At 65.0% G+C, this 13,291-nt stretch carries 11 protein-coding genes; 5 read left to right on the forward strand and 6 right to left on the reverse strand.

All coding sequences use genetic code 11. The features are described 5' to 3' along the window. Positions 1-37: 37 nt before the first annotated feature. A complete protein-coding gene (locus IPV69_RS21660) occupies positions 38-1,441 on the forward strand; it encodes a hypothetical protein (RefSeq protein WP_206291810.1) in 1,404 nt (467 codons plus the stop codon). A 17-nt stretch (positions 1,442-1,458) separates the two neighbouring features. After that, positions 1,459-2,106 (forward strand): bifunctional 4-hydroxy-2-oxoglutarate aldolase/2-dehydro-3-deoxy-phosphogluconate aldolase, encoded by a 648-nt coding sequence (locus IPV69_RS21665; protein ID WP_206291811.1) that lies wholly within the window; start codon positions 1,459-1,461, stop codon positions 2,104-2,106. A gap of 10 nt (positions 2,107-2,116) precedes the next feature. Here IPV69_RS21665 and IPV69_RS21670 read toward each other — a convergent pair whose 3' ends face one another. Beyond that, positions 2,117-3,865, reverse strand: coding sequence for a 6-pyruvoyl-tetrahydropterin synthase-related protein (locus tag IPV69_RS21670; protein WP_206291812.1), 1,749 nt, complete (start codon positions 3,863-3,865; stop codon positions 2,117-2,119). A 66-nt stretch (positions 3,866-3,931) separates the two neighbouring features. Next, positions 3,932-4,321, reverse strand: coding sequence for a VOC family protein (locus IPV69_RS21675; protein ID WP_206291813.1), 390 nt, complete (start codon positions 4,319-4,321; stop codon positions 3,932-3,934). Between the two features lie 215 nt (positions 4,322-4,536). Between IPV69_RS21675 and IPV69_RS21680 the strand changes: the two genes are divergently transcribed. After that, entirely contained in the window at positions 4,537-5,097 is a 561-nt protein-coding gene (locus IPV69_RS21680; RefSeq protein WP_206291814.1) for a sigma-70 family RNA polymerase sigma factor, read from the forward strand. 49 nt (positions 5,098-5,146) lie between these two features. Continuing rightward, entirely contained in the window at positions 5,147-7,051 is a 1,905-nt protein-coding gene (locus tag IPV69_RS21685) for a WD40 domain-containing protein (protein WP_206291815.1), read from the forward strand. Between the two features lie 58 nt (positions 7,052-7,109). Here the strand turns inward: IPV69_RS21685 and IPV69_RS21690 are convergent, their stop codons facing one another. Next, entirely contained in the window at positions 7,110-8,570 is a 1,461-nt protein-coding gene (locus IPV69_RS21690; RefSeq protein ID WP_206291816.1) for an oxidoreductase, read from the reverse strand. A 158-nt stretch (positions 8,571-8,728) separates the two neighbouring features. Here IPV69_RS21690 and IPV69_RS21695 point away from each other — a divergent pair, with 158 nt between their 5' ends. Beyond that, complete coding sequence (locus tag IPV69_RS21695; RefSeq protein ID WP_206291817.1) at positions 8,729-9,172, forward strand: hypothetical protein; 444 nt, start codon at positions 8,729-8,731, stop codon at positions 9,170-9,172. 85 nt (positions 9,173-9,257) lie between these two features. On the opposite strand, the gene IPV69_RS21700 is transcribed toward IPV69_RS21695, so the two are convergent. From IPV69_RS21700 to IPV69_RS21710, 3 genes are all read right to left on the reverse strand, one after another. Continuing rightward, a complete protein-coding gene (locus IPV69_RS21700; RefSeq protein ID WP_206291818.1) occupies positions 9,258-9,965 on the reverse strand; it encodes a ubiquitin-conjugating enzyme E2 in 708 nt (235 codons plus the stop codon). A gap of 65 nt (positions 9,966-10,030) precedes the next feature. Beyond that, positions 10,031-11,587 (reverse strand): FHA domain-containing protein, encoded by a 1,557-nt coding sequence (locus IPV69_RS21705; RefSeq protein WP_206291819.1) that lies wholly within the window; start codon positions 11,585-11,587, stop codon positions 10,031-10,033. A 184-nt stretch (positions 11,588-11,771) separates the two neighbouring features. After that, positions 11,772-13,229, reverse strand: a complete 1,458-nt coding sequence (locus IPV69_RS21710) for an FHA domain-containing protein (RefSeq protein ID WP_206291820.1) — start codon at positions 13,227-13,229, stop codon at positions 11,772-11,774. Positions 13,230-13,291: the final 62 nt, after the last annotated feature.

Below are 13,291 nucleotides of genomic sequence, written 5' to 3' on the forward strand. Positions count from 1 at the left end.
TGGCTCCCAACGTCCCGCCTACTGCCTGCGTTTTCCCATGATCCACATCGACCCGCGAGTTTCGTCAAAAGACCTCCTGCCGATCGTCAGCAAGCTTTTTGCGCTGTCGGGCAAGAAGATTCTCCGTCTGCAGAACCGTTGGAACCCGACCGCCGGCACCCCTGTGTTTACCGAGAAGGGCGCGTACACCGCCCGCGGGTGGACGGAGTGGACGCAGGGGTTTCAGTTCGGGTCGGCGCTGCTGCAGTTCGAAGCGACCGGCGACGAGCAGTTCCTGAAGATCGGCAGGGAGGCGACGGTCGAACTGATGGCGTCGCACGTCAGCCATATCGGCGTGCACGACCACGGGTTCAACAACGTCAGCACCTACGGCAACCTGCTGCGGATGATGACCGAGGGCACGATTCCCGAAGACCCCTGGCAGCGGCGGTTTTATGAACTGGCGTTGAAGGTTTCGGGTGCGGTGCAGGCCAGCCGCTGGACGCAGCTCTCGCCGGACTCTGGTTACGTGTACTCGTTCAACGGCCCGCACTCGCTGTTCGCCGACACGATTCGCTCGATGCGGGCACTGGCGGTGAGCCATCTGTTGGGACATCGGCTGATGGGCGAGGGGGACAAGCCGATCGACCTGCTCGGCCGGATCATCCAGCACGCCGAGACGACCGCGAAATTCAACGTCTACTTCGGAGAAGGCCGCGACAGCTACGACGTCCGCGGGCGGACGGCGCACGAGTCGATCTTCAACCTCAACGACGGCGCTTACCGGTGCCCGAGCAGCCAGCAGGGGTATGCCCCGTTCAGCACCTGGACGCGCGGGCTGGCGTGGATTCTGTGCGGCTACCCTGAACAACTCGAGTTCATCGACACGCTGCCGGAAGCCGGCTTCGCCGCGTTCGGCGGGAAGCAGAAGATCGTCGACCGCTGGATTGCCACAGCCCGCGCGGTCGCGGACTTTTACATCGACCAGACGCCGACGGATGGCATTCCGTATTGGGACACCGGCGCGCCTGGGTTGGCGCAGCTAGGCGACTACCTCGACCGCCCGGCCGAGCCGTTCAACGAGCACGAGCCGGTCGACAGCTCCGCCGCGTCGATCGCCGCGCAGGGGTTGCTGCGGCTGGGGCGATACCTGCGAACGCACGGCCAGGTGGCCGACGGCGACCGGTACTGGCAGGCGGGGCTGACTGTGGCAAAGACGGTGCTCGCCGAGCCCTACCTGTCGGCCGATGAATCGCACGAAGGACTGATCGTCCACAGTGTCTACCACCGCCCCAACGGCTGGGACTACATCCCGCCCGGCCGCAAGGTGCCGTGCGGCGAATCGAGCATGTGGGGCGACTATCACGCGCGGGAGTTGGCACTGATGATCCAACGCGAGGCGGCGCGGAAGGAATGGCTTGCGTTCCATCGAGTTAGCCAAAACAATCCGCGATCCGTTTGATTTACAGGAAGCGAGACATGACCAAACACGACATCATCCACCGCATGATCAACCCCGGCGTGATCGCCGTTATCCGTGCCGACAGCTCGGAGCAGCTCCTCGACGCCGCCCGGGCGATGGCCGAGGGGGGCGTGATCGCGATGGAGGTCACCATGACTACGCCCAACGCGATCGACACCATCAAGGCCGTCGTCAAAGAGCTCGGCGACAAGGTGCTGATGGGCGTCGGCACGGTGCTGGATGACATCACCGCGCGGCTGGCGATTCTCGCGGGCGCCGAATACGTGGTGACGCCGGTGATGCGGCCGGACGTGATCGCGCTCTGTCGGCGGTACAGCAAGCCGATCGTCTGCGGGGCGGTGACGCCGACCGAAGCGCTGAACGCCCATGAAGCCGGGGCCGATTTCGTGAAGCTCTTCCCGGCCGACACGCTGGGGCCGACCTACATCAAGGCGCTCAAGGCGCCGCTGCCGCAGTTGCAGATCATTCCGACTGGCGGCGTGACGACGAAAACCGCCGGCGACTTTATCAAGGCCGGCTGCGCCGCCGTCGCGGCGGGGTCGTCGCTGGTGAGCAAGGACGTCCTGGCGAAGAAGGATTGGAAGTCGCTGACGGAGATCAGCCGACAGTTCGTCGAAGCGGTGGCGGTGGCGCGGAAGGGGTGAAGCCCGCACATTACGCTGCCCGAGGCCGTCGCCGTCGGCCGCGGAGTGGCGTGCCGATCTTCCAGCCGAGGATCGCGAGCGTCAGCGCCGCCCCTGCGGTGCTGGCGTTGTTCGCCCAGTCGAGGCCGTCGAAACGGACGGCAACTCGATGCCGTCCGGGGGGAAGATCGACCGTGACATGCGTGCCGCTTGCGCCGTACGGCGACGGCCGGCCGTTCACAGTCACGCGGAGCATGTTCGGATACCAGAGCACCGGAAGCACGATGCGCGTGGGGCTCGTGACTTCGGCACGGAAGACCGGAAGGGCGCCCGGCGGGCGGGTGGCGGCGAACGTCTCTGCGGGAACGCGCTGCCAGCCGGCCGGCAACGGAGGTTCGACTTGCGGCCGCAGCACGTAGTCGCCGAGGCCGCCCATGATCGGCCGATCGTTGATCCATCGGTGCGACCCGCGCGGGTGATACAGGCCGGGTGGGTAGTACGCGAACTGCGTCAGGGCGGCCGCGGCAATCACGACCAGGCAGGCGATCCAGCCGAACCGCCGACCGAAGCCGGGGCGTCTAACCGCAGACGCGGAACGAGCGGCGATGCCCGCAAGCCCCAGCGCAGCCAGCAACGCTCCGAAGAGCAGGACGAAACCGAGGAGCCGATAGGTGAACTGCACGAAGTAGAACAGCTTCGGAACGAAGGGCCAGAAGTCGACGGGAGTCCAGACGATGAAGATCGCGACTGCCCAGAGGACAAGCAATCGGACCTGAAGACCTCGTTGAAGTCGACGTCGCGGTGCATGGTCGCTGAAGCGACCACGCCCAAAGGCATTCGTCCACGCGATGAACGCGCAAGCGACTCCCGCGAGGACGAGCCAGCCGATCTGCAGACCGAGCCTCGGTATCGTCGAGATCGCCGGCGTTCGGCAGATCGGCCAGAGCAGGACGGCTAGCGGCACCAGCTCAGCGCTCCAGGCCGGCGAGGCCAGGTCGGCGGCGATCGCGAGCTGAGGCATCAGGGCGAACTGCGGCGCGACGTACCAGACGAGCATCAACGCGTGCAGCAGTCCGGCCAGTGCGAGCCGACCGAGGCGAGGCAGAACGCGGCGTCTCGGCCAACAGAAGCTCAGGATGAACACGCTGATGAACGTGGCACCGTACAGGTAGGTGATGTTGTGCGTCAGCCCCAGCGCCGTCCACGCGATCGCGCAAACGGCCGACCGCCAGAGACCGCGGCGGACCATGCAGGTCCAGGTCGCGAGCAGCGCCGCGGGCAGCAGGCTGATTGCGAAGACCTCGGCGACGGCACCGCGGTCGTTGAGGTTGGTCATCAGATACGGTGCCGACAGGAACACTGCGATCGCCGACAACGCCGCCGGCTGCGAACGCGTCCACCGCCAGGCCAGCCGGCCGATGCTCAGGCCGCCGATCATCAGGGCGGCGAACATCGTCCACTTCCAAGCGCTGTAGGGGTTGCGACCCTCTTCGCCCATGATGAAGCCGGCGACGGTGTACGGAAGGTTGGCGTAGAACTGGAAGACCGGATACTGCCGGCCGTCGAGCTGGTTCGGCGCGACGCGGAGAGGAAATTGCCCTTCGGCCAGTGCGTTGCGAGCCTCGACCACGCCGCCGAGGAAGTTCCAGAGGTCGCCGTTCTGGTAGATGCCGTCGTGGAAGTAGGGGGCAAGTACGCCGAGCGACAGCAGGGCGGTCAGCGCGATCGCCGCGGTGCTGCGAAGCAGGGAAGGCAGTCGGAGTGGGCGAGGTCGTTTCAAGGTGTGTTCGTTGAACGGACGGCGGCGTACAAGCGGGATGGAAGTTCAGCGGACTGGCGTCTCGGCTCAGCTCAGTTCCGCGCCCTGAAGCTCGACGCGATTGCCGTCGGGGTCGTAGACGAAGAACCGGTCGATGCCCGCGATCTTATGCTTGGTGTTCCAGAGAACCTCGAGTCCCTTACTCGTGATGTGCGTCTCGGCGGCGCGGAGGTCGTCGACCATCATGCAGAAGTGCCGGCGACCGCGGCCTTCGGATTCGTCCATGCCGAGCAGATGAAGCGTCTGACCGCCCGCCGCCGGCCCGAGCCGGAACCAGGCGCCGGGGAAGTCGAAGCTGGGCGGGCGGGCGATCTCCGTCAGGCACAGGACTTCGCGATAAAACGCCACGGCGCGGGCGACATCGGTGACGACGATCGCAACGTGATCGAGGCGGGTGGTGTTGAAGGGGCTGGTCACCCCCATAATCTACGGCGAAACCCGACCGATTGGGATGCCGTGCCGGGAGCACCAAATGCAGGCCCGGCCCAGCCCGAAAGACCCGAACTGGCGTCCGGCGTGCCCCGGCCCGCTATTGAGGATGACCGGCATCGACAGTCCGGATTGAAATATCAAATTGCGCAGACATTTTTTGTCAGGTTTCCCGATCGAGCGGCACCAGCATGGCGAGGACGATGCCAGAAGACCTCAAAGACCTCACCCGGCGGTTCCTGGCTCATCGCCACCAGTTGCTCGGGTTTATCCACGGGCTGGTGCGGGACTTGGACGCTGCTGAAGAGATTCTGCAGGAAGTCTGGATTCGGCTGGCCGACGCGGTCGAGCGGGATGTTGATATCCGTCAGCCCGAGGCCTGGTGTCGCGGGACAGCCAAGAACCTGGTGCTGCACTACTTCCGCAGCAAGCGGACGGCTAAGGTGACCGCCGACAGCCGGTTCCTGGACCTGGCCGAGCAGGCATTCGCCGAGGCCGAGCAGGGCCCGTCGCTCTGGACGACTCGGCGTGAGGCGGTGTTCCGGTGCGTCGAGACGCTGCCCGACAAGAGCCGGGAGATCGTCCGCATGAAGTACGTCGAAGGCTTGAAGGTCGCGGAGATCGCCCGGAGAAAGGGCCGGTCGATCGACGCGGTCATGAAAGCCCTGTCGCGGATCCGCCAGGTGCTCGGCGAATGCGTCGAGCGCCGGCGGCTCGGCGAAGACGGCCTGGGATTACTCGCCGAAGGACCGGCCGGCAGTTAACAGCGATCGTGCGGCAGTTGCAGATTAGCGACCTCAGAAACGGCCCGAAATGTCCGACACCCCGTCCATCGACGACCTGCTTCTGGCCTGGCGTGAAGACACGCTGACGCCGGAGCAGTACGAGCAGTTGGTGGCGCGGCTTGCGTCGCCGGAGGCTCGCCGGGCGCTGGTCGAAGAGTTCACCTTCGCGGCGGTCGTACGGGAATCTGCGGCACTGTCGCCGCCCGAAGTCGACGAGCAACTCGTCGCCGTCAATTCCGAAGAACTAGAGTCCATCCTGGCGTCGCGGGCGAGCCGGATCGAAGTCGATGGGGACTTCAGGTCCGCCCCCGCGGCCCCGATGGATTTCTTCGGCGCGGCGCGAGCTCGCCCGGTCCTCTTCTCTTTCAAGACGCTCGCTCTGCGAACAGCCGCGGTCGCGGCGATCGTGCTTGTTTCGGCGACGGCGGTCTGGCGGTTCGGGTTCGTGCCGGACGAGCCGGTGCCGGTCTCGGTTCTGGCGCCGCAGCCTGCCGCTCCGGTGGCCCGCGTGGTCTCGGTCGCCGGCGCTCTGGAAGTCCTCAGCCCCGATGGTACGGTCCGCTCGGCGATCGCCGGCGAGGGTGTCCACCGCGGCCAGACGCTCCGCACCCTCGGGATGGACAGCTACGCCACCGTCGAGTTTGACGACCGCACCCGGCTGGAACTGTCGGTCGATACGACCATGCGGTTCGGTGACAGCGATGTCGCGCTGGGCAAGCGCGTCTACTTCGCGGGAGGCGTGCTGCGGGCGGATGTGGCCAGGCAACCGGCAGGCCTGCCCATGGTCATCTCGAGCCCGCAGGCAGAAATTCGCGTCGCCGGCACGCGGTTCAGCGTTTCGTCGGCGGCTTCGCAGGCGACGCGGATCGACATGGAAACCGGCTCGGTTCAGCTCGTCCGCCAGTCCGACGGGCGGACGGTCGAAGTCACCGCCGGCTCCTACGCCGTCGCTCGGGCCGACTCAGATCCGGTCGTGGTTCAGAAGGTTCCCCGGTTCATCGCATCACCGAGAGCCACGTTCACGATCAAGAATGTGTCCGGCGTTTTCGCCGATCCGCGGGGCAACCGAATTTACGCGGCGACCGTGCGGGGTATGCAGGCGTGGGATTCGTATGCTCGCGTGGACCAACAGCTCTTCGAGCGATTCGGGGATCTGACCGCCAGCGCGTTTGCCTACGCCGGCCGGACCGTGGCGATAGCGGCGGGGCGCGAAGGGCGGATTCACCTCTGGGATCTACAGGCAGGCCGTGACCGCTTGGTGCTCAACACGCCGCTGTCGTATAGCAGGGTGATTGCGGTGGCGCCGGACGGAAGCTGGGTCGCCGCGGTCAACCCGCGGGCCGAGAACGAATTCCACCTGTTCGATACCGTCGGTGGGGTGGATGGGATCGAACGGTTCGTCGTCAGGATCGACGAAGCCAAGGCAATTCGCGCGCTGGCGGTGTCGGCGTCGGGGACTCGGCTTGCGGTCGCGTCGCATGCGGACAAGCGCATCGGCATCCACCGGCTCTATCTCTACGATCCCCGCACGGGGCAGTCCATGGGCGCGCTCGCAGGGCACGCCAGCCCGGTGCGATCGGTCGCGTTCAGCCCCGACGGCCGCGTGCTGGCATCCGCCGCCGAGGACGGCACCCTCCGGCTCTGGAACGTCGCAAAGCGATCGCTGCTGCTGCACATCGACGGATACGAGCAGTCGCTGAATTGCCTGGCATTCTCGTCGGACGGGCACCGAATCGCCGGCGGCGGCAACGACGGCCGTGTCTGGATCTGGGACGCCCGGACCGGCAACCTCGAAATGGTCGTCAACGGCGGCTTTCGCGCGGTCAAAAGCATCGCCCTGACGCCCGACAATCGATATCTCGCGGTCGCGGGGTTTGATACGCGGATGATGGTGTTCGAGCTGCCGGTCGAGGCAGGAACGTATCGCCGCTGATTCGCCTCGGTTCGCGGGCACCATCAACACGGGGAACGGCCGCGCCAGTACGCTCCGCTCACTTGCCCTTCTTGATCGCCTTTAACTTCACGTGCGTGTCGGACGTCTTGTAGTACTCGTCCAGCGGGAAGCACCCGCTCGGCAGGCCGTTGCGCGGCGCGGTGGTGCAATCGCTGAACGTGCGGCAGACCTTCTTGCCGTTGAACGGCTTACCCTGCAGCACGTCGGCGGGCAGTTCGGGATAGCTCAGGACCATCCGGCCGAGGCCTACGCTGTCGATCCAGCCCTTGCGAACGACCGCCTGCGCAACGTTCGGCAGGAAGTCCTGCAAGTACGTGTAGCCGGTGCCGACGAGGTACAGGTTGGGGAACTTCTCCTTGAGCTGGCGATGGGCGTGGATCTGCCGAGCCACGCCGATGAGTGGATCTTCCGGCGGCTGGTAGCCGTCGCTGGGCGGGTAGAGCGCCGGCCGCTGGATGTGCGGGTTGTAGTACGGACTGCCGCCGCTGAGATTGACAAGCCGAATGCCGAGCGATTGCAGCAGTTCGAGAAACTTCGCCGGCTCGGCCAGGTCGTAAGCCGTGGGGTTCTGCTCATCGACACCAAAGCCGTAGCGGTAGGGCAGCGGCGTTTCTTCCGGAATGCCCGGGCCGAGCTTGCCTGGGCTGCTGAGCGCCGGGTCGGGCCGATAAGCGACAAAATCGAACGCGCTGAGACGGACGCCAATCTTAAGGTTTGGTGCGACGGCCCTCACACCGGCGACGATCTCGCGCAGGTAGCGGGTGCGATTCTCGAAGCTGCCGCCGAAGTCGCCCGGCCGGGTGTGTGCACCGAGGAACTCGTGCCCCAGGTAGCCGTGACAGTGCTTGACGTCGATGAAGTCGTAGCCCACGCTCGCGGCCAGCTTCGCGGCGTGCACATAGTCTTCGATCAGCCGGCGGATGTCGTCGTCGGTCATCACCGGGTAGTCCGGCCCCAGTTTCAGCCGGCGGTCGAGCACGGGATGGCGGAACACGATTTTCGGCTCCATCCGGAAGTGATCGTTCGGCTTACTGAACCGCCCGGAATGCGTGAGTTGAAGGCCGACGACCAGGCCGTCGTCGCTCCCCATCTTCTCCTTGTGGGCGGTGATAAGCGTGTCGCGCAGATGGCTGATGTCGCCAAGGTTGGCCTCGTTCATGACGAGCTGGTTCGGGTTCGCCCGGCCGTCGTGCCGGATCGCCACAGCCTCACCGCCCCAGATAAGCTTCGCCCCGCTCAGCCCGAAATGCTTCCACCGGCGAACGGTCGCCTCGCTCGGCTTGCCGTCGGCGGTGCCGTCCCAGCCTTCCATCGGATGGATCGTCCAGCGGTTGCCGATCTTCAGTCCGTCAACGGTGATTGGCTGCGCCAAGGGCGATGCATCGCCGGCGGCAAGATCCGCCTCATACGGCAGGTCCAAGCCGAGCTTCTGAACGTGGTCGAGAAAAGTGGAAGGGTCCTTCACCGACCCGAGACGGAGAATAGGGAGGGCTGGCATGTCGCAGTCTCAAGCAAGAGGCAACGGCGAAGTGAGCGAAGGTATAGCCGATGCGGGCGGCGGATGCGAGTCCTGCTCCCTCTCCCCTTGTACTCAAGGGGAGAGGGGTGGGGTGAGGGGTCGAACGTCAGGCAGCGTGATTGCCGACTGGATCGAGAATGCACGATCTGAACGGACGCGCCCTCTGGCCGTCGTATAATGACGGCATGCGATGGTTGAAGGCGGTTGCGATCTGCGTACTCGTACTTTTGGCGTACCTTGTCGGCAGGATTTCCACGTTCAACAAAGACTTGGAGGCCATTCAACAGGTCGTCGCCATCAGTTGGAGCGATGGCACCCGTGGGCAAACACCCGCCTTCTACGGGGCAGAGGTATATGCCACACCTGACGGGACCGAGTACGTCGTTCGTACTCGAGTCTGGATCGGCCGGAGTCCATACTACTACCACGATCCGCTGGGGGAACTCGGGCGTGTCAAGACCTGGGAAGAAGCCGTCGCGAAATGGGGAAACATTCAGTGGACGTCAACAGATCTGGTCATTGGACCAGGCGATCCGACTCCCAAATCTTTCGCCAGATCGGGGATTGAGAATCATCGATGAGTTCTGTCGGCGGATCAGCGAAGCCGGGCATTCGGCCCCTCACCCCAACCCTCTCCCCTTGAGTACAAAGGGGAGAGGGAGTGAATCACTCCGCCGGCCGCAGGTCGCTCGTGTCCGTCGGCAGCTTGTCGGCGTTCAGGTCGGCCCACATCGCGGCCTCGGCGTCGAGCGGGCTCTTAATGTTGTACGCCTGAAACGCCAGCATCTCGCCGATGCGGACGGCCAGGTCCACCAGCCGTTCGCCGGCCGCCCAGTGGTCGCCGACGCAGATCGTGGTCGGATCGATATTGGGATGGAAGATCGGCGTCAGCATCCGGCACTTGGGGCTGATGCGCGGGTACTCGCTGGTGAGCTGGATCTCCACCTCGTGCAGTTGCCGCGGCACGGGCTGGTTCGGCTTCTTGCCGCGGTCCAGGCTGTTCACCTTGTACGCCAGCCGGTATAGCTCCGGCGGACTGCCTTCGGTGGAGATCACCCGGATGTGCGGCGAGTTGGCGAACGCCGACGCCATCTGCTCGGCGTCGGCCGTCAGTCGGCGAATGCGCATGGGGATTCGGCGGGGCTCGCTCGCGACGGCCGCTTCCGTCGGCTTCGCAGTCGTCGCCGAACCGCCGGCGACGACCGGCGCGACGGCGGCTGGGGCGAGGGCGTCACCCTCTTTCGGTGCGGGTTCGAAATCCGTCTGCGGCACGACAACGTCCGAACCGCAGGTGCGGCATTTGGCGCGACGTCCGGCGTCCTGGTCGCGGACGGTGAACGCCCGGGAACATTGGGGGCAATTAAAGTGAATCATGCGATGGCGTTCCAAGACCTTCGGTCGATGAGCGGTCGCACCGCAGGTGCACCGGCCGATACCGGCTACTTTCGACCGTAGAGGAATAGGAAATACGACACCGCCGCCCCCGCGGCAACCCCCACGGCCGACAATGCGATCGCGCCGTAGATCGGCCCGGCTTTGCGTTCCGGGTCGGCCTTGCTGCGAACGAGGTAGAGAATCGACCAGACCAGCATGCACAACGACGCCACGCCGAAGGTAAAGCCACTGACAACCGCACCCACCGCGCTGAGACCGAGCAACACAAACTCCCATGGCGTGCGCGGGGGAGACATGTCGATCGTGGCGTCTTCGGCGGTCACTTCAGGTTCGGCCGACGGTTCGGGCTGCGGAGCAAGCGCGTTGACCTGCGGACACCCGTACGCCGAACAACCGTAATTCTCCTGCCAGCACTCGACGTGAAACCTGAGATTGCAGGAAGGACATGCCGTAAGCGATTCGCCAGGAAGGATCGGCGAGTGGCAAACGCCGCACTTGAACTTGCCCGCGACGGCAGGCGGCTCTGTGTAGGTCGCCGGTTCGGGGGCGACGAAGGTGGTCGCGGCGTCAATGACAGGTGCGGGCGCGGTGATGCCCGATGGCGTCATCCGGGCCGATGGCGGGGCGGCGAGCGTTTGCGTTGGTGCCGGGGTCGGTGCCGGGGTCGGTGCCGGGGTCGGTGCGGGCGTCACCGGAATGGCGATCACCGGAGATTCGACGACATCTTCCGCTGCGATGACATCGTCCACCGTCGCGGGGGAGGACGCCGACACCACCGGCGCAGCCGCTTCTGGCGGCAGTGCGAGGCGGTCGGCGGTATGGGAGCTTGTCTGTGACGAACCGATCTCCGAGGGCATCGCGACGGACGCATCCGGGGCTTCGCCGGCAGTCGCGGATGACGGCGCGGGGCGATCGGCGGGCGCTGGTTGCTCCTTTGGAGGCGTCGCTACACTCGCCACTGGCTGAACTGGCGCGGCCGGGCGGGGCTTGTACTGCGGGATCGGTGCTGGCGGCGCTTGAGGCAGAGTTGCTGCCGTTGTTGCCGCGACGGCTTCGTTGGGCGTGATCGCAGGCGCTACAGCTGTGGCGACGACGGCGGCGGCAGCGGAACGCGACGCCGCCGGTGCGTTCACCACCGAACGCGGGATCGTGAATCCTTCGCCACAGTAGGTGCAAATCCCGCCATGGCCCGCGTACTGCTTGGACGCCCACATCGGCGCACGGCAATGCGGGCAGTCGAAGCGGATGCCGATATCGCGGGCGAGCATGACCGGCTCGCGCGGCAGGACCAGCGGTTGTACATCCGCCGGGACAGTGTCACCTGATTGAAACGTCAGTCGAGCCGGCCCGATTTCGATCACGTCGCCGGCAACGAGCTTGCGGCGTTTGGCGAGGGGTTGGCCGTTGACGCGGGTGCCGGTGCGGCTCCGCATGTCGGTCAGGATAAAATCCGCGCCGCGCTGGTCGATCCAGGCGTGCATCCGCGAAACGGTCGGGTCGTCGATGATCAGATGGTTCATCGACCGCCGGCCGATGAGAACCCGGGCGGGCAGCTTGGTGCCGCGAGTCCCTCCTTGATGTTCGACAAGCAGCAGGGCCATTGGGCAAATCGTGGTGGTGTGTTCGAGCGGTGGGGTGGTGGAGTAAAGAAAAGGCTATACGCTGGCTTTGAATTCGGTGCACCAAGTCTCGGTATCTCGGACCAAGAGAGCCTTGTACGAGTGCGCGAACGCCATGGCGCTATCTTACTCGACTACCCCCGCCACGCAGTTACAGCACCGATGCTCATCCTTGTTCCTTCTCCATAAACACCAGTTGCGTCGATCCCACCTGGATGCGATCGCCGTTTTTCAACCGTGTTCGGCTGACGGCTTTGCCGTTGACCAGGGTGTTTACGCCCAGGGGCATGTCTTCGATGTCGAAGCCGTTGGGGACGATGTGGATCGCCGCGTGTCGCTTGCCGACCTTGGGGTCTTTGAACAGGTAGATCTGGCAGTCGGGCGACGATCCGATGTACGTCGGGTTGCGGTAGAGGATGAACTGCTTGCCCGCGATCAGCCCCTGGCTGACCTTCAGCCAGCCACTCTTGGCGGCGTCTTCGATCAGGCCGGTGGCCAGGCCCGCGAGCAGGCCGATGGAAATCATCGCCACGAGTTCGGGGATGCGGGGGTAGTCCTTGACGAAACTCAGTTCGCTGATGGGTTCGAACAGCACGCCGCCGATCAAGCCACCGATCAAGCCGCCGGTCAGGCCGATCGCGAGTTTCTTCTTATTGCGCATGACGATGCCAGGCGCAAGGGTGAGGAAGATGCCCAGCGCACCCCAGGTCGCGATGGTGGCCAGGTATTGCTGCGTACTGCTGGCCGGTGAGTTGGCGACGAGTCCCTGGATGCGGCTGGTGACGAATGCCGCCGCGACGCCGCCGAGCAGTCCCAACGCCGCTCCGACCGAGCCATTGACGACCGTCGCCTGAATGTTGTTCTCGGTGAGCGGAACTGCAATCGCCAGGAGCATTCCCAGGACCACGCCACGCACGCCGTATGCGAGCACATTGCCGATGAACGACCGGAGGCTCTCCCGCTCGACGACCGTTTCGGCTTCCTTCTCGCGGGTGGCCGCCATCGTATCGAGCTTCTGAATTTTGGCTTTGTCAGAGAGCGAGTCGTCGGTCATCACGGCGAAGTCGGGGTTTTCGCGCCGGCCCAGTTCCAGTTCCTTATCGCGACGCGATTTGGCTTCTTCGGGCGTGATTTCCTTGGTCCGCTCCAGGACGGTGATGCGGTCGAGCATCATTCGCCGGAACTGCGCGTCTACGGGAATGACGGTCAGGGCGAAATGCGGATTCAAACCCCGGCCGTTCTCGACGGCGTCGGTGATCGAGAGCCTCGCGGTATCGTACTTGAGCGTTCCCTCTTCGGTGAGCTTGATAAGCCTGCGAATGCCGTCGATGCGTTCGACCGAGTCCTTGCGGATGTCGGCTTTGAATTCGAGGAGGGTGCCCAATCCCCAGGCGAGCAGCCCGCCGATCAGGCCGAACAACGCCAGCGCGAAAATGCTGTTCCGCCAGAGCGCCTCGAGGGTGCTTGGCGCGGACGCTTCGGTGGGCGCGACCATCGTCTCGTCCATCGCCGCGTACACGCGGTTGCGCGCCAGCGCATCCTGTTCCTTGAGCCGCTGTTCCACTTTCCGGCTGTTCAGGTCGTCGTAGTTGACGGTGATCTTTTCTGGCGTCTGCTCAGACATAGGGGTCGGTTTCGCATGGCACAGGCATTCAGCCCGTGCCTTGTTCGCGAGACGGTAGTCCG

Origin of the sequence: Humisphaera borealis (genome assembly GCF_015169395.1) — a bacterium.
In the GTDB taxonomy this organism is placed as follows: domain Bacteria; phylum Planctomycetota; class Phycisphaerae; order Tepidisphaerales; family Tepidisphaeraceae; genus Humisphaera; species Humisphaera borealis.